Here is a 19,700-nt window from a genome sequence, read left to right as displayed (position 1 = left end):
CAGTTGTGCTGGCGACAATAGCAAGAGTGAACCACCTGATCCCTTCCCGAACTCAGAAGTGAAACCTCTTCGCGCTGATGGTAGTGTGGGGTTACCCATGTGAGAGTAAGTCATCGCCAGCTCATTATTCCTAAAAACACCCCCTTCTTATGAAGGGGGTGTTTTTTTATGTATAAAAATAAATCAGAAAAATGGAAATGATAATATTTACTTCAATCGCGCCATAGAAAGAGAGCGTTGATCTCCTATTTCAATCTTAAAGTATTGATTACTTGGATGCTGTGCTATACATAATTCACCAAATAATACGATTTCATAGCCTAGTGTCATTTTTACAAAATCCATTAAGGCTTCGCGTTTAGGAATTAAATCTTTCATATAATCTCCCCAGACTTCAAAAAATAATGGCGGATAGTCGGAGTCTCGAATATATTGTTGAGCGCCTTGTAATACTTCTAACTCTAATCCTTCAACATCAATTTTAATAAGATGTGCATGAAGTTTTAAGCTATCAATTGGCTTGAGTTGTACTTTTTCGAATTCTGTAATTTGAGTACTGAGAGTATTTTGCTGTTTTCGAATATTTTCATCTAGAGATAAAGAGCCTACGTTCTTTTCCTTATTTAAATCTAAAACTGGAATATCAATTTCAGATTCATGATCTCCAATAGCGATATTGTGAGCCGTACAGGTGTTGATCAGGTTGTTGGCGAAAATGTTGCCACAAAGTTGATAAAAAACACCTCGTTGTGCTTCAAAACTAATCACTTTACCTTGTTGCGGCTGAATAAATTTTCCGATTGGAATTGTAATTGCACCTAAGTTTGCACCAATATCAATAAAAATTGGTTTTTCAATATTTAATAAAAAATTTTGAAGAATTTGAATCGTTGCTTGTTCCTATAGCTTTCCTGCTCTCAACTCACGGCTGATCATGTCTGGCCCATGAGTGAGTAAAAACTGGATATCATCCACAGGGTATAGACTGACTGTAAGGGTTGAACTTTGAACCTGAATTGGTGCTTGGTTTTGTTGAGCAGCTGAGCTTGGCTTTTTGAGCTTGTTTAATGACATGGGAGCATTATTTTTCATTGTTATATTTGATCTTTATATTGAATTATAGTTCTTAGTTTTAAGTCTTCTATTGAATATAAGCAAGTGCCAATTTACTTATAATGTATTGGGTATTTTGTATAAATGTTGACGGTTTTAAATTTTTTCTTGAACATGAAATAACGTGGCTTTATGAAAAAAATATGAGAGTTGCAATTTTGACGCAGGATTTTGAACATTTATGCAAGCCATTATCCACGAAATTCTGCCACTATAAGCTAACAATGATAAATGCTTGGATGCTTATAAAATGCAACTTAATCCGCTTTACTATACAGATCAACATATTGCATTTGCAGATTCAGTAAGAAAGTTTACACAGAAAGAACTCATGCCACATATTAATGAATGGGAGGAGGCTGAAACTTTTCCTCGTGAACTTTATCAAAAGGCAGCAGAGGTTGGCTTACTTGGTCTTGGTTTTGATGAAAAATATGGTGGAATTTCAGGTACAGACGCATTTTATGTTTTGTTATCATCGATTGAGTTAGCAAAAACTGCTTCAGGTGGCTTATGCGCATCTTTACTTTCCCACTCAATTGGTGCACCACCGATTAATCATTTTGCGAGTGATGAAATAAAACAAGAAGTACTGACAAAAATATTATCAGGTGAGAAAATTTCAGCACTTGCGATTACTGAACCAGGTGGTGGTTCTGATGTTGCTGCATTACAAACCAAAGCGATTCGAGATGGCAATGATTATATTGTCACTGGTGAAAAAACCTTTATTACCTCTGGTATCCGTGCTGATTATTATACAGTTGCGGTAAGAACAGATCCTGATGCAAAAGGTGCCAATGGTATTTCAATGCTTTTGATTGATGCACATAGTGAAGGCATTACCAAGACTAAATTAGATAAAATGGGTTGGTGGGCTTCTGATACAGCACATATTCATTTTGATCAAGTTCGTGTTCCAGTTGAAAATTTATTAGGTACTGAAAACATGGGCTTCTTTGTGATTATGAATAATTTCAATATGGAGCGTTTCTTTTTGGCTGCAAGTAGTTATGGATTTGCACTCGTTTGCTATGAAGAAGCTTTGGAATGGGCACAACAACGTAAAACTTTTGGTAAGCGATTGGTTGATCATCAAGTGGTACGTCATAAGATGGTCGATATGGCAACTCGACTCACAATGACTCGTGCTTTATTGGAAGATACTGCTTATCGTTTGGGTAAACCTGAATTGCAGGGTAATGATTTAATTGCTCAAATTTGTATGCTGAAAAATGTTGCAACGCAAACCATGCAATTTTGTGCAGATTCAGCTGTTCAAACCTTAGGTGGAATGGGCTTTATGCGTGGAACGAAATCTGAGCGTATTTATCGTGAAGTGAAAGTGAATATGATTGGTGGTGGTGCAGAAGAAATTATGAAAGATTTAGCGAGCCGTCAATTAGGATATTAAACAATAAATAATCAAATTGTGGATAAAAATAACTTATCCGCAATTTGATTGATTAATCATTTATCGCCATTTTCCACACAGTTTCTGTTAATTCATCCATCGACATTTTACCATTCGGATTATACCAAGTGACTGTCCACGCAATGGCACCACCCAATAAGCGACGCCAAATAAATGCATCGTGCTTAATCTTGCCCTCATCACATAATGTTTGAATCACATTCAGCCAAATTTCTTCATAGTGATTTCGACGTTTTAATAATTCATTTTGTTTTTCTTGAGATAACGCAAACCATTCATACACCAAAACTGCCATGGCTGAACCAGTATCACCTGTAATAGATGTGAGTTCTGATTTAATTAATTGCTTCAGTTGTTGTTCAGGATCATCAGATGACTGAACAGCTTCTTCCAAACGGGCATGATTGTAAATAATGGTCTGTTCCATCACATTGGCAAGAATATCATCCTTACTTTTAAAATGATGAAATAAACTGCCAGATTGGATGCCAATGAATTGTGCTAATTCTCTGACTGTGGTTTTTTCATAGCCTTGTTTATGAAATAAATATGCAGCACCTGAGAGTAAACGGCCCCGCGGGCTATTATCAAAACAGGTCATGGCTTGGATTTCATCGATCGAAGTTGCAATCATTGGGTCATATATTTCCGTCAGAATAATATTGTTATTGATCGTTTATCGTCATATTTAACACATTAGTTAATTCAGAATAACATTTTGTACTTTACAAACCAAGCGCTTGCTTGGTAAATTAAGGTATAAATTTTAAACAGAATAATGAGAAGACAAATGGCAGATGCTCAATTGGATGATCAACGTGTAGTTAAAATTGGTTGTGCTTCAGGTTTCTGGGGGGATACCAATACGGCTGCATTTCAACTCGTGCATTTATCAGATATTGATTATTTGGTTTTTGATTATCTTTCAGAAGTCACCATGTCGATTATGGCAAAAGCGATGATGACTGATCCAAATCATGGTTATGCTTTAGATTTTGTCAGTCGCGTGATGACACCTTTACTTAAAAAAATCAGTGATAAAAAAATCAAAGTGATTAGTAACGCAGGTGGTGTTAATCCTTTGGCTTGTCGTGATGCATTACAAAAAGTGATTGAATCTCAAGGCTTAAATTTAAAAGTTGCTGTAGTGCTGGGTGATGATGTATTACCAAAGCAAGCTGAATTAAAAAATCAAAATATTAAAGAAATGTTCAGTGGTGAGGAATTACCAACCCATCTTGCAAGCTGTAATGCCTATTTAGGTGCAATCCCAATTCATGATGCTTTAGATTTGGGAGCAGATATTGTAATCACAGGTCGTGTGGTGGATTCGGCTGTGGTTCTTGCACCCTTAATGCATGAATATAAATGGTCAGTGGATGATTATGACAAGTTGTCACAAGGCTCACTGGCGGGACATATCATTGAATGTGGTGCGCAATGTACAGGTGGTAATTTTACGGATTGGCGTTTAGTTGAAGGCTTTGACAATATGGGCTTCCCGATTGTGGAAGTTCGTGAAGATTCATCTTTTGTGGTGACGAAGCCAAAAGGGACAGGTGGACTGGTCTCTACGGCAACAGTGGCAGAACAAATTGTTTATGAAATTGGTAATCCACAAGCATATTTGTTGCCTGATGTGAGCTGTGATTTTAGTAATGTACATTTAGAGCAAGTGGCGGAGCATCGTGTAGAAGTCACTGGAGCAATAGGTCGAGCACCAACAGAGCAGTATAAAGTCAGTGCAACATATCTTGATGGATATCGTGTTTTGGTGAGTTTCCTCATTGCAGGTCGTGAAGCTCCTGAAAAAGCACAAGTGATTGCTGATGCTATTTTAACGAAATGTGAGCGTGTTTTAGCAATGCGTTCAGTGCCACCATTCATTGAAAAATCTGTTGAAGTGCTCGGAATTGAAAGTACTTATGGTGCACATGCACGACACACAGAGAGCCGTGAAGTTGTGGTTAAAATTGCCGTAAAACATATGTTTAAAGAAGCCTGCATGTTCTTTGCTTCAGAAATTGCACAGGCATCTACAGGTATGGTACCTGCATTGGCAGGAATCGTGGGTGGTCGTCCGAAAGCCTCACCTGTCATCAAACTTTTTTCTTTCTTAATTGATAAAAATCAAATCAATGTTGAAATTGATTTTGATGGCCAGCGCCATGCAACTGCGATACCACATGGTAGTTCTGATCAATCTTATACAGCGCATGCAAGTGGTGATGTTGCACATCTACAAGGCAATGAAATTGAAGTTGCCTTGATTGAGCTTGCCCATGCACGTAGTGGAGATAAGGGTAATCATAGCAATATTGGGGTAATTGCCCGTAAAGCAGAATATTTGCCTTGGATTCGTGCAAGTTTGACCGAAGCCAATGTGGCTGAGTATATGAAGCATGTTTTAGATGCAGAAAAGAGCAAAGTCATTCGTTATGAATTACCGAAATTAAATGCACTGAATTTCATGTTGGAAAATGCATTGGGCGGTGGTGGTGTAGCGAGTTTACGCATTGACCCGCAAGGGAAAGCCTTTGCACAACAGTTGTTGGATATGCCTGTGAAAGTACCATCAAACTTATTGGCTTAAAAATTATGGGTTTTCTCTGCAAAGAGAAAATCCATATAAAAAGCTGAAAAGTAATTACAGCATTTAGAAACCAAGCATTAAAAATGCAGTATTAAAAATATTATAGAAATAGAAAAGGAAGCGGAAAAAGATGAGTTATCACTCCATATTTAGACAAGATGCATTTCAGGATAAAGTGATTATTGTGACAGGTGGCGGTTCAGGCATTGGACGTTGTACTGCACATGAATTGGCTTCTCTTGGCGCTCAAGTGATTATCACGGGTCGTAAAATTGAAAAACTTGAAAATGTCAGCCGTGAAATCAATGAAGATGGTGGCAAAGTCCATTTTATTGTCTGTGATAACCGTGAAGAACAACAAGTTAAAGACATGATTGCCGAAGTGATTGAAAAATTTGGTAAGCTCGATGGTTTAGTGAATAACGCAGGCGGTCAATTTCCTTCAAATCTGGAAGGTATTTCTGCCAATGGTTTTGATGCTGTGGTTCGGAACAACTTACATTCCACCTTCTATTTAATGCGTGAAGCGTATAACCAATGGATGGCAAAACACGGGGGCAGTATTGTCAATATGGCTGCTGATATGTGGGGCGGTATGCCGGGAATGGGGCATTCAGGTGCTGCACGTTCAGGTGTCGATAATCTTACCAAAACGGCTTCAGTGGAGTGGGGGCGTTCAGGTGTACGTGTGAATTGTGTTGCACCGGGTTGGATTATTTCATCAGGAATGGATAACTATAGTGGTGATTTTGCTAAATTTATTATTCCAAGTCTGGCAGGCAATGTTCCACTAAAACGGATGGGCACAGAATCTGAAATTTCATCTGCAATCTGTTATTTACTGTCAGATGCTGCGGGGTTTGTTTCAGGCGTGACATTAAGAGTAGATGGTGCTGCTTCACAGGGAACACGTATGTATCCACTTGCCGATGCGACCAATAGTGAATCATTCAATGGTTTCCATCGTGCATTTATTCCAGATGTACTGAAGAAGAAAGACGAAAAAGAGGGTGGTGAATAATGACGATCCTACAGTCTGAAATTGCTGTTGGTAGTGAGCAATATCAACAAAATACAGATGCTTTATTGGCACAACTTGAGGCAGTCCGAGCTGTTCAAGCCAAAAGTATTGAAAAGTCGTACGCTGCAAAACCGAAGTTCGATAAAAAAGGCAAAATTTTGCCCCATGAGCGTATTCGCTTGGTTTTAGATGCAGATTCTCCATTTATTGAGCTGTGTGGCTTGGTTGGCTACAACATGCATGATGATAAAGATGGCTCAGATGCAGGTGGTGGCATTATTGCAGGCATTGGTTTTGTTAGTGGTGTCCGTTGTTTGGTTTCTGCGAGTAATAGTGCGATTAAAGGTGGAACGATTGCACCAATGGGCGTGCAAAAAACCTTACGTCTACAAAAAATTGCATTGGAACAAAAGTTACCGATGCTGACATTGGCGGAAAGTGGGGGTGCGAATTTAAATTATGCTGCTGAAGTTTTTACCAGTGGCGGTACAACTTTTGCCAATCAAGCACGTATGTCGGCAGCAGGTATTCCACAGCTTTCAGTGGTACATGGGAATGCCACGGCAGGTGGTGCATATCAACCAGGTTTGTCTGATTATGTGATTACCGTACGTAAACAAACCGAAATGTTATTGGCAGGGCCACCTTTATTATTGGCAGCAACAGGTGAGGTGGCGACAGCGGAAGAGTTGGGTGGTGCAGAAATGCACTCTCAAGTTGCAGGAACAGCAGAATATTTAGCTGAAAATGATGCTGATGGTATCCGTATTGCTCGTGAAGTCTTTGAGCATTTAAACTGGAAAGAACAGACCAAAAAAATAGATTTGCAGTTTAAAGAGCCACGTTATTCGGCGGAAGAATTGCTTGGTATTATTCCCGCAGATCCGAAACAACCTTTAAATATGAAAGAAGTGGTTGCTCGCCTAGTAGATGATTCTGATTTCCTTGAATTTAAACAGGAATATGATAGTCATACCGTATGTGGTTGGGCCAAAATTGGTGGTCTAAACATTGGTATTATTACCAATAATGGACCAATTACCCCTCAAGGTGCAGCTAAAACAGCGCAGTTTATCCATTTATGTGAACAGACACAGCGCCCATTATTGTTCCTACATAATACCACTGGTTTTATGGTCGGAACTGATGCAGAACAGAACGGCATCATCAAACACGGTTCAAAACTAATTCAAGCAGTTGCCAATGCGACTGTACCTAAAATTTCGATTGTGGTTGCAGGTTCATATGGTGCAGGAAACTATGCCATGTGTGGTCGTAGTTTATCGCCAGATTTTATTTTTGCATGGCCAAATTCGCATGTTGCTGTAATGGGTTCGGCTCAGGCCGGTAAGGTGTTGCGTATTGTTGCTGAAGGAAAGCAAAAGGCATCAGGTATGGAGCCGAATGAACAGATGCTGGATTTCTTAGAGCAAAGCACAGCGATGAAATTGGAACAACAATCTACAGCTTTGTTCAACACAGCAATGTTGCATGATGATGGCATTATCGATCCGAGAGATACTCGAAAAGTGCTGATTTTCTTATTACAAACGGCTTATGAAGCTGAACATCGTCAACTGAATCCAACGAGATTTGGCGTATCAAGATTTTAATATAATCTTCCCTTTTCTTTATCAAAGAGCAGAGTTTTCCTCTCTTAAAAGAAGAGGGAAGGGGATTATAAAACACATAACAATTTAGGATAAAACAATGAAATTTACCGCAGAGCATGAAGCATTACGTCGTACCACTCGCCAGTTTGTAGAAGCTGAATTGAATCCTTTTATTCCTGAGTGGGAAGCAAAAGGACGTTTCCCAATTCATGACGTTTTTAAAAAAATGGCAGATTTAGGTTTACTCGGTATTTGTAAACCTGAAGAAAATGGTGGTTTAGGCTTAGATTACTCCTACAATTTAGTTGTTGCAGAAGAGTTGGGGCGTGCTGCATGTGGTGGTGTACCTTTAGCCATTGGTGTACAAACCGATATGGCAACACCAGCTTTGGCACGTTTTGGCAGCAAAGAACTCCGTGATGAATTTTTAACACCTGCCATTGCAGGTGAATATGTCGCTTCAATTGCAGTTTCGGAAGTACATGCAGGTTCAGACGTTGCAGCGGTAAAAACCACAGCAAAAAAAGAGGGTGATGATTACGTTATTAACGGCAGTAAAATGTGGATTACCAATTCACTGCAAGCTGACTTTTTTTGCTTATTGGCGAATACTTCAGATGATAAGCCACATTCTAATAAGTCGATGATTATCGTGCCTGCAAAAACCAAAGGCATTAGCTTTTCAGAGCCTTTAAATAAATTGGGTATGCGTTCAACAACCACAGCAGAAGTTTATTTTGACAATGTTCGTGTGCCACAGCGTAATTTGGTCGGTGCAGAAGGCATGGGCTTTATGATGCAAATGTTGCAGTTCCAAGAAGAACGGATGTGGGCTTCTGCTAATGCGATTGGTGGTCTTGAACATGTGATTAATCAAACGATTACCTATACCAAAGAAAGAACAACTTTTGGTCAGCCACTCATCAATAACCAATATGTGCATTTCCGTTTTGCAGAATTAAAAACAGAAGTAGAAGCTTTACGTGCATTGACTTATCGCGCTTGTGATTTACATATTGCAGGTGAAAATGTCACAGAACTTGCATCTATGGCGAAACTAAAAGCAGGTCGTTTAACCCGTGAAGTTGCAGACAGTTGTTTGCAGTATTGGGGCGGTAATGGCTTTATGTGGGATAACCCAGCTTCACAGCTTTATCGTGATGGACGTTTAGGTTCAATTGGTGGTGGTGCTGATGAAATTATGCTCGGTATTATCTGTAAACTTATGGATATTTTGCCAAGAAAGCAGAAATAAGCAGGAGCATTTTCATGACACTTCCAAGTTCTCTTGCAGATTTGCATATTGATGACAGTATTCAGCTGGAGCAATCGGGTGGGATTTTAAGATTGTGGCTGAATCGCCCTGAAAGTCGCAACGCCATGAGTTTGAATATGGTAAAAGCAATTCAACAGGTTTTTACTGCGATTCAAGATGATCAATCCATTCGTGCTGTGGTGATTCGTGGTAAAGATGGGCACTTTTGCGCAGGTGGTGATATTAAAGATATGGCGCTATTGCGTGGTGAAGCTGCAAGCGCAGGATCAAATCAGCCTTATGCTGATTTTAACCGTCAATTTGGTGCCATGATTGAACAAGTTGATCAAGCACCACAAACCGTAGTTGCTGTGTTAGAGGGTGCTGTTTTAGGTGGTGGTTTTGGTTTGGCATGTATTTCTGATGTTGCAATTAGCCGTGCAGATGCAAAATTTGGTTTACCTGAAACAGGTTTAGGTGTGATTCCTGCCCAAATTGCACCTTTTGTGGTGAAGCGTATTGGTTTAACTCAAGCACGCCGTATTGCACTTTTAGGCAATCGCTTTGATGGTAATACCGCTTTACAACTGGGTGTGGTACATGAAGTGGTTGAACATGAAACCGCTTTAGAATTGTCACTAGGTATTGTCATTGAGCAAATTTTACGTGCTGCACCCCATGCGTCACGTGTCACCAAAGCATTATTGCATCGTACTTTGACAGAGCCTTTAAAACCACTATTGGATGATGCTGCTCAGCAATTTGCAAATGCAGTGAGTAGTGCTGAGGGCATGGAAGGCACAATGGCTTTTGTACAGAAACGTAACCCGAACTGGGTGGATGGTTCTTAAATAAAGGTTTTAAGTGCTTTGTTAAATTGATCAAAGTGACAGGAAATACAGCACACAGATGCTGTATTTCAATAAAAATTATGGATCATTAATGGGTGATTCATTTCGTGATTGAAGTGATATAAATCTAAAAATAGGGAACACTAGAATGGCATTTTCAAAAGTTTTAGTTGCAAACCGTGGTGAAATTGCTGTTCGAGTGATGCAAACAGCAAAGGCAATGGGCTATGCAACCGTTGCGGTTTATTCAGATGCAGATCAGCATGCACGTCATGTACAGCTTGCAGATGAAGCGGTTTATATTGGGGCATCTAAAGTTTCAGAATCGTATTTATCCATTCCAAATATCATCGAAGCTTGTAAAAAAACAGGTGCGGATGCTGTGCATCCTGGTTATGGTTTTCTTTCAGAAAATACGGAATTTGCAGCAGCATGTGCTCAAAATGGGATTCATTTTATTGGGCCAAGTGCTGCATCCATTGAATTGATGGGCAGTAAACGCTTATCCAAAATTGCCATGATTAAAGCAGGTGTACCTTGTGTTCCTGGTTATGAAGGTGATCAGCAAGATATTGATTACTTAGCAGAACAAGCAGAAAAAATTGGCTATCCTTTAATGGTTAAGGCATCTGCGGGTGGTGGTGGTCGTGGGATGCGCTTGGTTCAACAATCCTCAGAATTGCTTGAATCTTTAAACACCGCACGTTCAGAAGCTGAAAATGCATTTGGTTCAGGCGAGTTGATTCTTGAAAAAGCAGTGATTGCACCCCGCCATGTTGAAATTCAAGTGTTTGGAGATCAGCATGGCAATCATGTTTATTTATTCGAGCGTGATTGTTCCATTCAACGCCGTCACCAAAAAGTGGTTGAAGAAGCGCCTTGCCCTGTGATGACAGCTGAATTGCGTCAAAAAATGGGTGAAGCGGCTGTGGCTGCTGCAAAATCCTGTGATTATATTGGTGCAGGTACGGTTGAGTTTCTATTGGATCAATCAGGCGAGTTCTACTTTTTAGAAATGAATACACGCTTACAAGTTGAACATCCTGTGACCGAAATGGTGACAGGTTTAGACTTGGTTGAATGGCAATTGCGTGTTGCCAATGGTGAAGTTTTACCTTTGAAACAGTCTGAATTGATGTTGACAGGGCATGCGATTGAAGTGCGTTTATATGCAGAAGATCCACGTCAGGATTTCTTGCCACAAACAGGTCAAGTCTTGAAATGGCAACCTGCAAATTTACCCAATGTCCGTATTGATCATGGCTTAATGCCTGAAGGTGAAATTAGTCCTTTCTATGATCCAATGGTTGCTAAAGTGATTGCTTATGGCAAAACCCGTGAAGATGCGATTCGTCTATTGGCTCGTGCGGTAGACGATTGTGTATTGTTGGGTGTAAATAGCAATAAACAGTTTTTGGTGAATTTACTACGCCATCCCATTATTGTTGCAGGGAATGCCAATACTGCATTTATTCAACAGCATTTCCAAGCAGATAGTAGTTTGCATCAGCAAAATTTAGATTTGGAATGTTTAGCTGTGACTGCTGCAATTTTGACTCAGGCTTCTGGGCAAACCAATTGGAATACTGGGTTATCGCCATCTTTACCTTTAAAACTTAAAGTTGATGATCAAAAAATTGAACTTTTAGTCAAGCAAAATGCTCGATCATTGACAGTAGAAAGCTGTGGTCAGTCACAAGATATTGAAGTTATTGCACAATCTACAGAACAATTGATCTATCAGATTGATGGGGTACGCCGTAAAGTAAATTATGTACTGAATGGTAACCAATTATATTTGGATGCTGCGAATGGCAATGTCAGTATTGAAAATATCACCTATGCGCCACCTGAAATTTCTGAAGTCGCAGGAGATGGAAAAATTCGAGCACCGATGGATGGCACTATTATTAATATTTTAGTGAATGCAGGCGATCAGGTAGTGAAAGGACAAACTTTATTGATCTTAGAAGCCATGAAAATTCAACAACAGATTAAGTCTGATGTTGATGGTGTCGTTGAGGAAGTGATTGGGCAAGTTGGACAACAAATGAAAAAACGACAAGTGATTTTGAATATTCAATCTTAATTCCATAACTTAGACTTAAAGTTTAAAGCCATCGATAACGATGGCTTTTTACATGCTAGTTCTTATTGATCTTGTTGCATAATGGCTTGGCTTGCTGATTTTAAACCATATAATAATTGTCCAAGCAGTACATCTTTTGCAGCTAAAGTCACAATGACCATGGGATGTTTACTTGATGGAACAGAGGTTAAAATGGCTTTACCATTCTCTGCATCTAAAGTCATGCTTTGGCATCCAGTGAGTTGGATTTCTCCTAAGAAGGCACTGACCATCGCAAGAATTGAACTACTGACTGCCGCTAATTTACTGGCATTATAGATATCTCTTTTATAAATAGAACTGAGCTCAAATCCATCTGTTGAGCAGACCATAATGAAATCAATGCCTTTAACATTCATCATGACATCATTGATTTGTGCTTTGGAAAACTGAACTAAACTTTCTGGTGCTGTACGTTGCTCAAGTGTATTAATCATTTTTATTCCTTATAAATATTTAACTTCTAATGAGGTGATTAATGTCTCAATCAGCATCAGTACATCATCTTGTTTTCGTGCATCTATAAAAAAGAGAGGATACGTTAAGTTGTTTTCAATAAGCCATTCTCGATACTGATGTGTAGATTTACTTTGATCTTCATCGACATGAGTGATGCCAATGGTGATATTTTCGCCATGTGCTTTAAATGTATCAATATAAAATTGAAGATCTTTTAATGGGTTTTCAATTGTATGGTCAATTAAAATAATCGTTCCAATTGCACCTTTACAAATCACACCCCACATAAAATCAAATCGATCTTGTCCGGGTGTACCATAAAGACCAATTTTATTGCCATCTTCTAAAGTGACTTCGCCATAATCAATTCCAACCGTCGTCAGCATTTTTTTATGGCTATTATCATCCGTGTTATATGCTTCTGTTGCTAATACAGGAATTTCTGAAAGTGATTTGATTGCTTCCGTTTTTCCAGACCCCATTGAACCTGCAAAAACAATTTTATATTTTTGAATAATCATATTAAAACTCTAATTAAAATCCGAAACGACGTTTAAGTTTGCCAAAGAAACTTTTCACGATACTGTGATCTGATGCTTCGGGATCTGTAGTGGGGGGCTTTTGTCCAAATCGACTATCTTTTGCGGAAATGAGTTCCGCGTTCTGAATCGCAAGGTTCGCTGCAATAAAATGCTGTACGGTTTCTATCGGAAGCTCTAACTTTGCTGCAACCTGAGCAATCTCCGCACCCTGTATAAAGCATGCAGAGAGTTGCAAGATACTTTTACGTTCAGTACTTAATAATTGTGGCCAAAAATGCAGACGATAATATTCAGAAGACGTAGGAGTTGAAATGAGTTGAGGGGCGTTCCAAATTAAATTAAATAAACAGTTTTCTAAATTAAAAGTTTTCTTACGTGAAACTTTCATAAAGTCGGATGTTGTTGCCAGTTCAAACTTGATGCTTCGATCTGTTTGGAATTCCTGACGCGTCGGTTCTAACCATGCAAGATGTGCTCGATTATCAATAATGGCTAAAGTTCCGAATTGATCTGAAACTAATACTTTTCCATGCTCTTGTTTTAATGCATGGGTAAAAAAAGAAAGATCCTTCACGTTGTATTGAACATAATCTTCTTGATTTAATGATAACTGGCTTTCAATTTTACGAATAAAAGTCTGATTTATCCATTTTTGAAATGCATCTTTTTCAGTCATGGGTAGATATAAAGTATTGTCCTCAATGTTTTCGGAATGATTTATTCCTTTAGATATTTTTAAATATGGAATTTCTTTCAGTGCTATTATTTTTTGAATATTATTATTTTCAAAGAAAATTTCATTAATGATTAAGCAATCTAAGTTTTGATCAGCAATATTTATCCAGTTTATCCCAATTTGTTTTGGTAATAATTGTCTGAATTGAATTTTAAGCTCTTCTGTTGTAGTTAATCCGAGCCCAGATATTGCAATATTGATGCAAGCGTCTTTCATAATACCACTTATAAAAATGGAAGAAAAAACCCTTTATACTAAATAGTATAAAGGGGCATATATATTAAGAAAATTCTAATTCGCTTTCAAAGTTTTTCAATTCATGGCGCGCCATAGCAAGATTAGATTTAGCACGGTCTAATACAAGATATAAAAAGATATTTGGGTTCTTTTCTAATGGACGAATGATGTGGTATTGCTTGCCTAAAGTAATGAGAATATCTTCGATCGTATCATTTAACTTTAGAGCGCTTGCTACTTTACGTTTTGCTCTCACAACTTCAGTATTACCTGCCGCTGCAAGTTCTAAATTAATATCCCCACTTCCTTCAGTTGCTAATGCAAGACCACTTTCACTGTCTACTAATGCAGCAGCACGAAAGCCGTCAATGGTTGTTAATGAGTTTAATGATACTTTAGCCATATTTATTCTCTCTGATCGTATTGTAAAAATTATTTATCCGCTACTTTATTGTTTTAGGTTTTATATGCAATAAGGTAGTCTTTATTATTATAGGAAAGCTTTAAATGAAATCAATCAAATTAATCGTTTATTTTAAAAAATTAATAGTATTATTAAGTGTAACTAATAATATATTTTAAAAAACAAAAAGGTATCAATTAAAATTGAAATAATGTTGAAATAATCACACTTTATTTTATTGAAAATTAAAATTATAAATATATATAAGTGGATAATAAAAAACGATCATAAATGATCGTTTTAAAATTAAAAAATAATATTTTATTACGAATTTATTTTATTATGTGATTTAGTACACAATATAGTATTGATAATATGATTAAAGCAATCAATGGCTCTACTGTTTTAGCCCATTTAGGTTCTAAAGTATTAGATACTTCAATAGAACTATGTGTATCAGTCTGTACATCTAAGTGCTGGCTATTCACCATGAGATTAAATTCTTTCATGGTCTCATTGAGTGATATTTCTTCTTCTTTATTGGGTTGCGTGCCGTTGAGTTCTTTAAGCTCATTGGTTGACCAAACCCAATCTTTAGCTTGGCCTGATAAATGTTCAAGCTGACCAAGTAGAAGTTCTTTCATGCCATTTTGACCAAAATGCCCAGTCTCATCCAATTGTTTCAATTCAGCAAGCTGTAATGAGAGAATAGCAACACAAGCTTGCTCATATTCAGATTTAGGCAATGTTGACTGATTATGTGGCGAAGTCGTTAAATGTCGTGCAATTTCTTGAATATATAAAGGATCTTGAGTATGAATTTCTTGATAAAGTGTGACATCTGTTCGCCATAAGCTAACGAGTTTACCTAGCGTTAATGCATTGATTTCAAGTAAATATGCTTTACGTTGTTCGGGGTTATATTGGTTGAGAAGCTGAGGCTTTTGACTCTTTATCTGCTCAGCAAAATATTGTACTAAATCAAAAGCCATGCTTATTTTCCTCTTTTAATCTAAAATTCTTAAACTCGGTTTTTTCTTCGGTGTTTCAGATTCTTGTGTTTCTGTAATATTTGATTTTAAAGTATTTTCTTCAACTTTAACATTGGCATATTCGTCAGGATCAAAAAACATTCCTTGCCCATTTTCGCGTGCATATAAACCCAGTACGGCATTAATAGGCACATAGATATCTTTAGATACACCACCAAAACGTGCAGAGAATGTAATTGCTTCATTGCCAATATTTAGTCGGTGTACGGCATGTGGCACAATATTTAAAACGATTTGACCATCTTGAATAAATTGTGTCGGCACATCTGTATAAGGTTGCGTTGCATCGACCAATAAATAAGGCGTTAGATTGTTGTCGCAAATCCATTCATAAATTCCACGTGCAAGATATGGACGAGTAGGGGTTAAATTCAATTCTTGTTCAGACATCAGAAATTACTCTATTGATTTGCTAACATTAATTCATTAAAAAGGCACTATATCGACTTTTTTCTTGAACAGTCATGGACTTCAAGAAAGCGGGTCGATTAAAAACACGTTGGCAATATAGCAAAAGTGGACGGCATTGTTTTGCAGGGAGATCAATTCCCATCGCATTTAACCGTATAAAAATGGGCGCTAACATGCAATCTAAAATTGTAAAACTTTCAGACATAAAGTATGGGTAATGTTGAAAGAGTGGTGTGAGTGAAATCAGCGTATCCTTCAATTGTTTTTGTGCTTTTTTCTTTTCTTGCGGATTTAAGGTATCAGGATGGCATAACATCACATCTGCCAACTTAAGCCAATCTTGCTCTAAGCGCCAAATATATTGACGTTGTTCAGCACGTGGTGCAGGCGCATCTGCATAGAGTTTATTCTGACGATATCGATCATCAATATATTCAGAAATAATAGCAGTATGAAAAAGTTTCAGTTCATTTTCAATCAGCATGGGCAATTGGTTGTAAGGATTTAAACTGGCTAAATCTTCATCCCCATCTTCTACAATAATGAGATGATGTTTAATTTGCTTTTCGGCAAGCAATAATCGAATCCAGTGGGATCGGAAGTCATCTGCATGGCTATAAAGCGTAATTCCTTGAAGCGGAGCATTTTCGACTGTCATAACCCAAAAACTAAGCAGAGTGAATAGGATAGGATACTAAAATTAGACATTAAAATCACGGATACTTTTGGTTCGATTATGATAAGTATATGTAGGTCGAAAAAATTTAAAAATTTTGGATGTGAAAGCAGATAGAAGGAATCAATAGATGTATAAAAATAAAATATTAATGATATCAATATGCTCTATATTTTGTGTGGCATGTTCATCTAAAACACAAGTCAATTCAAGTGTTGATGTGGCAAGTATCAGTCTTGATGAGGCTGCGAATACTGTAGAAGCACAGGTGGCAGCCATTGAGGCTTGTCGAGCAGATAAAACTTGCGATGTTGCTTCAGATTTTTCTGATGAACAGCTTTATGGTGGCATACAGAAAGAATATACTGTAAAGGGCTGCAAGGTCACTATTTACAATAATGGTCCTGTAAAAATGGTCGATGAAAAAACAGATCAGCCGTGTGATGCACCTATTCCCAAAGATCATGTATTTTCAAAAAAATCGAGAAGCTACCAAGAAAATGGTTGTACCATTACAGAGTATGAAAGTGCTGATGGAGTAGGAGAAGCAACGATGGATTGTTCAAAGAAAAAATAATCTTAAATATGAATGATTATATGATTTATATTATTTTCTGTTTTTTAAAGCAAAATATTAACCTATAAAAAAACCTCGGCAAATGCCGAGGTTTTTTGTCCGATTCGGTAAACGAATTAACGTTTAGAGAACTGAGGACGTTTACGAGCTTTACGTAAACCAAGTTTCTTACGTTCAACTTCACGAGCATCACGAGTAACGAAACCAGCTTGACGAAGAGCAGGTTTTAAAGTTTCGTCAGAAGCGATCAATGCACGAGTAATACCGTGACGAATTGCGCCCGCTTGACCACCAATACCACCACCAGAAACAGTGATGTAAAGGTCAAACTTTTCAGTAACGTCTAAAAGCTCAAGCGGTTGACGAACAACCATACGAGCAGTTTCACGACCGAAATATTGTTCAATAGAACGGTTGTTAATTACGAGTTTACCTGTACCAGCTGATAAGAAAACACGTGCAGTTGCGGTCTTACGGCGACCTGTACCATAATTAGTAGCCATGTGCTGTATCCCTTAGATGTCCAAAACTTGTGGCTGTTGAGCTGCGTGTGGATGCTCAGTACCAGCGTACACTTTCATTTTTTTGATCATTGCATAACCAAGAGGACCTTTTGGTAACATACCTTTCACAGCTTTTTCTAAAACTGATTCAGGTTTGTGAGCAATTAACTTCTCGAAGTTAGTCTCACGGATACCACCAGGGAAACCAGTATGGCGATAATACTTTTTGTCTTGAGCTTTCTTACCAGTTACAGTAATTTCTTCAGCGTTAATAACAACGATATAATCGCCAGTGTCAACGTGAGGAGTGTAAGAAGTTTTGTGCTTACCGCGTAAACGACGAGCGATTTCAGTCGCAAGGCGACCTAAAGTTTTGCCAGAAGCATCAACAACATACCAGTCATGTTGAACTTCAGCAGGCTTAGCGCTGAGAGTTTTCATTAAACCACTACCTATTATAGTTGGTTTGGACGGTGAAATCTGTCCAAACAAAAGGAGACCGAATTCTACCTGAAAAACAGCAGAATCACAATGAAAATATAGAATTTCAAGCGCTGTATTCTAGATGAATTCGTGAGTATTTAAAAGTTTTAAATCAATGAAAGTTACTATAAAATATTCAAAAATACGAATCGCTAAAAATATGAATGAGATACCCAATCGAGAAACTCAAAATAATAATAAAAATGATTCTGGAAAAATATCAAAAGTGAGTAAGTTTTTTTCAGGATTTTTGATTACATTTATTACCGCTTATATTGTGATTTTCGCACTCAGTTGTGGCTATTATGGGTTCTCAGGTCTAGGCATCATTCTATTGTTCTCTATTTATGCCCACGTCGCTTTATTCCCTTTTGCTATATACAGTATAGGTGGGATCATTTTCATGGTTATGAACGATGAAAACTATAAAATAGCCAATAAAAAAATTTGGAAAGGGCTTGTCATTGCATGTGTGATCAGCCTTCTAATCATTTGTTTATCAGAATTAGGTCATCATTTAGGATTTCTCACAACTAAATTTAAATTGAATTGGAAATGAAGTTGCGGATTAAAGTATATAATATAATTTAATAATTACGTTAAAGGGGTGGATATGCTCCCTCTATATGTCACGAGTGGCGAACCTGCAGGTATTGGACCTGATATTTGTTTAAGTCTGGCGGAACGTGTAGATGAGCGACCAGTCGTCGTTTTGGCTGATATTGAGGTACTGAAACAGCGAGCAAATCTTTTAAATAAATGTATCAAATTTATTGAATTTAATGGACAAGAACAGTCAGCTCCACACGGTTCACTATACTTCGAACATATTGCAGTATCTGAAAAAGTGGAAGATGGTTGCCTTAATAAAGCCAACTCAGCTTATGTTTTAGAGCAATTACGCCGTTCAGCAGAATATGCCATGCAGGGCAAAAGTGTGGGGGTTGCAACAGCGCCTGTGCAAAAATCGATTATTAATGATGCAGGGATTCATTTCAGTGGGCATACCGAATATTACCAAGAGTTTGCAGGTGTAGACCGTGTGGTGATGATGCTTGCAACCAAAACTTTAAGAGTTGCATTGGTAACGACTCACTTAGCGTTAAGAGATGTCCCAGATGCAATTACCAAAGAACGCTTATATCAAGTCATTGATATTCTGCTTCATGATTTAAAAACAAAATTTAAAATTGAACAGCCTAATATTTTGGTTTGTGGATTAAATCCGCATGCTGGTGAAGATGGTTATTTAGGGCGAGAAGAAATTGATGTGATTAATCCTGTACTTGAAACTTATCGTACACAAGATGTTCACATAAGTCTGAGCATGCCTGCTGATACTTTATTTACCCCAGATCATTTAAAAGATGCAGATGCTGTTTTGGCGATGTATCACGATCAAGGCTTACCTGTGTTAAAATCTCAGGGATTCGGTGAAGCCATTAATATTACTTTGGGTTTACCCTTTATTCGCACATCCGTCGATCATGGCACAGCACTCTCCCTTGCAGGTACTGGACTTGCTAAAAGTTCAAGTTTGCATGTTGCTGTAGATTTAGCACTGGATTTAGCACATCACTGATTTTATTAGTGAATCGTCTTAATTATTACG

The 19,700-nt window shown here is 37.9% G+C and carries 22 protein-coding genes and 1 rRNA gene; 11 read left to right on the top strand and 12 right to left on the bottom strand.

The features are described 5' to 3' along the window. Nucleotides 1-7: 7 nt before the first annotated feature. Nucleotides 8-122: ribosomal RNA gene (gene rrf, locus B9T35_RS16050) — 5S ribosomal RNA — on the top strand. Nucleotides 123-207: 85 nt separating this feature from the next. On the opposite strand, the gene B9T35_RS16045 is transcribed toward rrf, so the two are convergent. Together B9T35_RS16045 and B9T35_RS18570 are read right to left on the bottom strand one after the other, a co-directional pair. Next, entirely contained in the window at nt 208-834 is a 627-nt protein-coding gene (locus tag B9T35_RS16045) for an FkbM family methyltransferase (RefSeq protein ID WP_228147175.1), read from the bottom strand. Nucleotides 835-900: 66 nt separating this feature from the next. Further along, entirely contained in the window at nt 901-1,092 is a 192-nt protein-coding gene (locus B9T35_RS18570; protein WP_213033374.1) for a hypothetical protein, read from the bottom strand. Nucleotides 1,093-1,363: 271 nt separating this feature from the next. Here B9T35_RS18570 and B9T35_RS16040 point away from each other — a divergent pair, with 271 nt between their 5' ends. Beyond that, on the top strand, nt 1,364-2,527 hold the full coding sequence (locus B9T35_RS16040; protein ID WP_086192102.1) for an acyl-CoA dehydrogenase family protein: 1,164 nt from the start codon (nt 1,364-1,366) through the stop codon (nt 2,525-2,527). A 52-nt stretch (nt 2,528-2,579) separates the two neighbouring features. Here B9T35_RS16040 and B9T35_RS16035 read toward each other — a convergent pair whose 3' ends face one another. Further along, nucleotides 2,580-3,182, bottom strand: coding sequence for a TetR/AcrR family transcriptional regulator (locus B9T35_RS16035; protein WP_086192101.1), 603 nt, complete (start codon nt 3,180-3,182; stop codon nt 2,580-2,582). A 156-nt stretch (nt 3,183-3,338) separates the two neighbouring features. Between B9T35_RS16035 and B9T35_RS16030 the strand changes: the two genes are divergently transcribed. The 6 genes from B9T35_RS16030 to B9T35_RS16005 all read left to right on the top strand — a co-directional run bounded on the left by B9T35_RS16030 (nt 3,339) and on the right by B9T35_RS16005 (nt 11,970). Beyond that, nucleotides 3,339-5,141, top strand: a complete 1,803-nt coding sequence (locus tag B9T35_RS16030; RefSeq protein WP_171264305.1) for an acyclic terpene utilization AtuA family protein — start codon at nt 3,339-3,341, stop codon at nt 5,139-5,141. A 130-nt stretch (nt 5,142-5,271) separates the two neighbouring features. After that, nucleotides 5,272-6,162 carry an SDR family oxidoreductase gene (locus tag B9T35_RS16025; RefSeq protein WP_086192099.1) on the top strand — a complete coding sequence of 297 codons (891 nt, stop codon included), beginning with the start codon at nt 5,272-5,274 and terminating at the stop codon, nt 6,160-6,162. Next, entirely contained in the window at nt 6,162-7,775 is a 1,614-nt protein-coding gene (locus tag B9T35_RS16020; protein WP_086192098.1) for an acyl-CoA carboxylase subunit beta, read from the top strand. Before B9T35_RS16025 ends, B9T35_RS16020 begins: the two co-directional genes overlap by 1 nt. A gap of 97 nt (nt 7,776-7,872) precedes the next feature. Further along, nucleotides 7,873-9,030, top strand: coding sequence for an acyl-CoA dehydrogenase family protein (locus tag B9T35_RS16015; RefSeq protein ID WP_086192097.1), 1,158 nt, complete (start codon nt 7,873-7,875; stop codon nt 9,028-9,030). 14 nt (nt 9,031-9,044) lie between these two features. Next, entirely contained in the window at nt 9,045-9,881 is an 837-nt protein-coding gene (locus tag B9T35_RS16010) for an enoyl-CoA hydratase/isomerase family protein (protein ID WP_086192096.1), read from the top strand. 148 nt (nt 9,882-10,029) lie between these two features. Beyond that, nucleotides 10,030-11,970, top strand: coding sequence for an acetyl-CoA carboxylase biotin carboxylase subunit (locus B9T35_RS16005; protein ID WP_086192095.1), 1,941 nt, complete (start codon nt 10,030-10,032; stop codon nt 11,968-11,970). Nucleotides 11,971-12,032: 62 nt separating this feature from the next. Here the strand turns inward: B9T35_RS16005 and B9T35_RS16000 are convergent, their stop codons facing one another. The 7 genes from B9T35_RS16000 to B9T35_RS15970 form a co-directional block, all read right to left on the bottom strand. Then, nucleotides 12,033-12,446, bottom strand: a complete 414-nt coding sequence (locus B9T35_RS16000; protein WP_086192094.1) for a roadblock/LC7 domain-containing protein — start codon at nt 12,444-12,446, stop codon at nt 12,033-12,035. Nucleotides 12,447-12,455: 9 nt separating this feature from the next. Beyond that, nucleotides 12,456-12,989, bottom strand: a complete 534-nt coding sequence (locus B9T35_RS15995) for a GTP-binding protein (RefSeq protein WP_086192093.1) — start codon at nt 12,987-12,989, stop codon at nt 12,456-12,458. 13 nt (nt 12,990-13,002) lie between these two features. Continuing rightward, the gene (locus B9T35_RS15990) at nt 13,003-13,962 is read right to left on the bottom strand and encodes a hypothetical protein (protein WP_086192092.1); all 960 of its coding nucleotides are present in this window, start codon (nt 13,960-13,962) and stop codon (nt 13,003-13,005) included. Between the two features lie 64 nt (nt 13,963-14,026). Continuing rightward, nucleotides 14,027-14,386 carry a roadblock/LC7 domain-containing protein gene (locus B9T35_RS15985; protein ID WP_086192091.1) on the bottom strand — a complete coding sequence of 120 codons (360 nt, stop codon included), beginning with the start codon at nt 14,384-14,386 and terminating at the stop codon, nt 14,027-14,029. Between the two features lie 332 nt (nt 14,387-14,718). After that, entirely contained in the window at nt 14,719-15,378 is a 660-nt protein-coding gene (locus tag B9T35_RS15980) for a hypothetical protein (RefSeq protein ID WP_086192090.1), read from the bottom strand. Between the two features lie 15 nt (nt 15,379-15,393). Beyond that, a complete protein-coding gene (locus tag B9T35_RS15975; RefSeq protein WP_086192089.1) occupies nt 15,394-15,828 on the bottom strand; it encodes a ClpXP protease specificity-enhancing factor in 435 nt (144 codons plus the stop codon). Nucleotides 15,829-15,856: 28 nt separating this feature from the next. Next, a complete protein-coding gene (locus B9T35_RS15970; RefSeq protein WP_086192088.1) occupies nt 15,857-16,507 on the bottom strand; it encodes a glutathione S-transferase N-terminal domain-containing protein in 651 nt (216 codons plus the stop codon). Between the two features lie 148 nt (nt 16,508-16,655). Between B9T35_RS15970 and B9T35_RS15965 the strand changes: the two genes are divergently transcribed. Then, nucleotides 16,656-17,102, top strand: coding sequence for a hypothetical protein (locus B9T35_RS15965; RefSeq protein ID WP_416202455.1), 447 nt, complete (start codon nt 16,656-16,658; stop codon nt 17,100-17,102). Between the two features lie 116 nt (nt 17,103-17,218). Here the strand turns inward: B9T35_RS15965 and rpsI are convergent, their stop codons facing one another. Together rpsI and rplM are read right to left on the bottom strand one after the other, a co-directional pair. Further along, on the bottom strand, nt 17,219-17,605 hold the full coding sequence (gene rpsI / locus B9T35_RS15960; protein WP_086192087.1) for a 30S ribosomal protein S9: 387 nt from the start codon (nt 17,603-17,605) through the stop codon (nt 17,219-17,221). Between the two features lie 12 nt (nt 17,606-17,617). After that, nucleotides 17,618-18,046 (bottom strand): 50S ribosomal protein L13, encoded by a 429-nt coding sequence (gene rplM / locus B9T35_RS15955; protein ID WP_086192086.1) that lies wholly within the window; start codon nt 18,044-18,046, stop codon nt 17,618-17,620. 157 nt (nt 18,047-18,203) lie between these two features. Between rplM and B9T35_RS15950 the strand changes: the two genes are divergently transcribed. After that, a complete protein-coding gene (locus B9T35_RS15950; protein WP_086192085.1) occupies nt 18,204-18,647 on the top strand; it encodes a hypothetical protein in 444 nt (147 codons plus the stop codon). Nucleotides 18,648-18,701: 54 nt separating this feature from the next. Next, nucleotides 18,702-19,670 carry a 4-hydroxythreonine-4-phosphate dehydrogenase PdxA gene (pdxA, locus tag B9T35_RS15945; RefSeq protein WP_086192084.1) on the top strand — a complete coding sequence of 323 codons (969 nt, stop codon included), beginning with the start codon at nt 18,702-18,704 and terminating at the stop codon, nt 19,668-19,670. Nucleotides 19,671-19,700 lie beyond the last annotated feature (30 nt).

Source organism: Acinetobacter sp. ANC 3832, assembly GCF_002135415.1.
GTDB lineage: Bacteria > Pseudomonadota > Gammaproteobacteria > Pseudomonadales > Moraxellaceae > Acinetobacter.
This window is presented reverse-complemented; position numbering and strand designations above follow the sequence as displayed.

Bases quoted from the DNA above. Each gene is read 5' to 3' on its own strand.
- pdxA (WP_086192084.1), top strand. From the start codon at position 18,702: ATGCTCCCTCTATATGTCACGAGTGGCGAACCTGCAGGTATTGGACCT.
- B9T35_RS15995 (WP_086192093.1), bottom strand. From the start codon at position 12,989: ATGATTATTCAAAAATATAAAATTGTTTTTGCAGGTTCAATGGGGTCT.
- B9T35_RS18570 (WP_213033374.1), bottom strand. From the start codon at position 1,092: ATGAAAAATAATGCTCCCATGTCATTAAACAAGCTCAAAAAGCCAAGC.
- B9T35_RS16035 (WP_086192101.1), bottom strand. From the start codon at position 3,182: ATGATTGCAACTTCGATCGATGAAATCCAAGCCATGACCTGTTTTGAT.
- B9T35_RS16010 (WP_086192096.1), top strand. From the start codon at position 9,045: ATGACACTTCCAAGTTCTCTTGCAGATTTGCATATTGATGACAGTATT.
- B9T35_RS16015 (WP_086192097.1), top strand. From the start codon at position 7,873: ATGAAATTTACCGCAGAGCATGAAGCATTACGTCGTACCACTCGCCAG.
- B9T35_RS16040 (WP_086192102.1), top strand. From the start codon at position 1,364: ATGCAACTTAATCCGCTTTACTATACAGATCAACATATTGCATTTGCA.
- B9T35_RS16000 (WP_086192094.1), bottom strand. From the start codon at position 12,446: ATGATTAATACACTTGAGCAACGTACAGCACCAGAAAGTTTAGTTCAG.
- B9T35_RS15950 (WP_086192085.1), top strand. From the start codon at position 18,204: ATGAAAGTTACTATAAAATATTCAAAAATACGAATCGCTAAAAATATG.
- B9T35_RS16030 (WP_171264305.1), top strand. From the start codon at position 3,339: ATGGCAGATGCTCAATTGGATGATCAACGTGTAGTTAAAATTGGTTGT.
- rplM (WP_086192086.1), bottom strand. From the start codon at position 18,046: ATGAAAACTCTCAGCGCTAAGCCTGCTGAAGTTCAACATGACTGGTAT.
- B9T35_RS16025 (WP_086192099.1), top strand. From the start codon at position 5,272: ATGAGTTATCACTCCATATTTAGACAAGATGCATTTCAGGATAAAGTG.
- B9T35_RS15990 (WP_086192092.1), bottom strand. From the start codon at position 13,962: ATGAAAGACGCTTGCATCAATATTGCAATATCTGGGCTCGGATTAACT.
- B9T35_RS15980 (WP_086192090.1), bottom strand. From the start codon at position 15,378: ATGGCTTTTGATTTAGTACAATATTTTGCTGAGCAGATAAAGAGTCAA.
- rpsI (WP_086192087.1), bottom strand. From the start codon at position 17,605: ATGGCTACTAATTATGGTACAGGTCGCCGTAAGACCGCAACTGCACGT.
- B9T35_RS16005 (WP_086192095.1), top strand. From the start codon at position 10,030: ATGGCATTTTCAAAAGTTTTAGTTGCAAACCGTGGTGAAATTGCTGTT.
- B9T35_RS15985 (WP_086192091.1), bottom strand. From the start codon at position 14,386: ATGGCTAAAGTATCATTAAACTCATTAACAACCATTGACGGCTTTCGT.
- B9T35_RS15975 (WP_086192089.1), bottom strand. From the start codon at position 15,828: ATGTCTGAACAAGAATTGAATTTAACCCCTACTCGTCCATATCTTGCA.
- B9T35_RS15965 (WP_416202455.1), top strand. From the start codon at position 16,656: ATGTATAAAAATAAAATATTAATGATATCAATATGCTCTATATTTTGT.
- B9T35_RS15970 (WP_086192088.1), bottom strand. From the start codon at position 16,507: ATGACAGTCGAAAATGCTCCGCTTCAAGGAATTACGCTTTATAGCCAT.
- B9T35_RS16020 (WP_086192098.1), top strand. From the start codon at position 6,162: ATGACGATCCTACAGTCTGAAATTGCTGTTGGTAGTGAGCAATATCAA.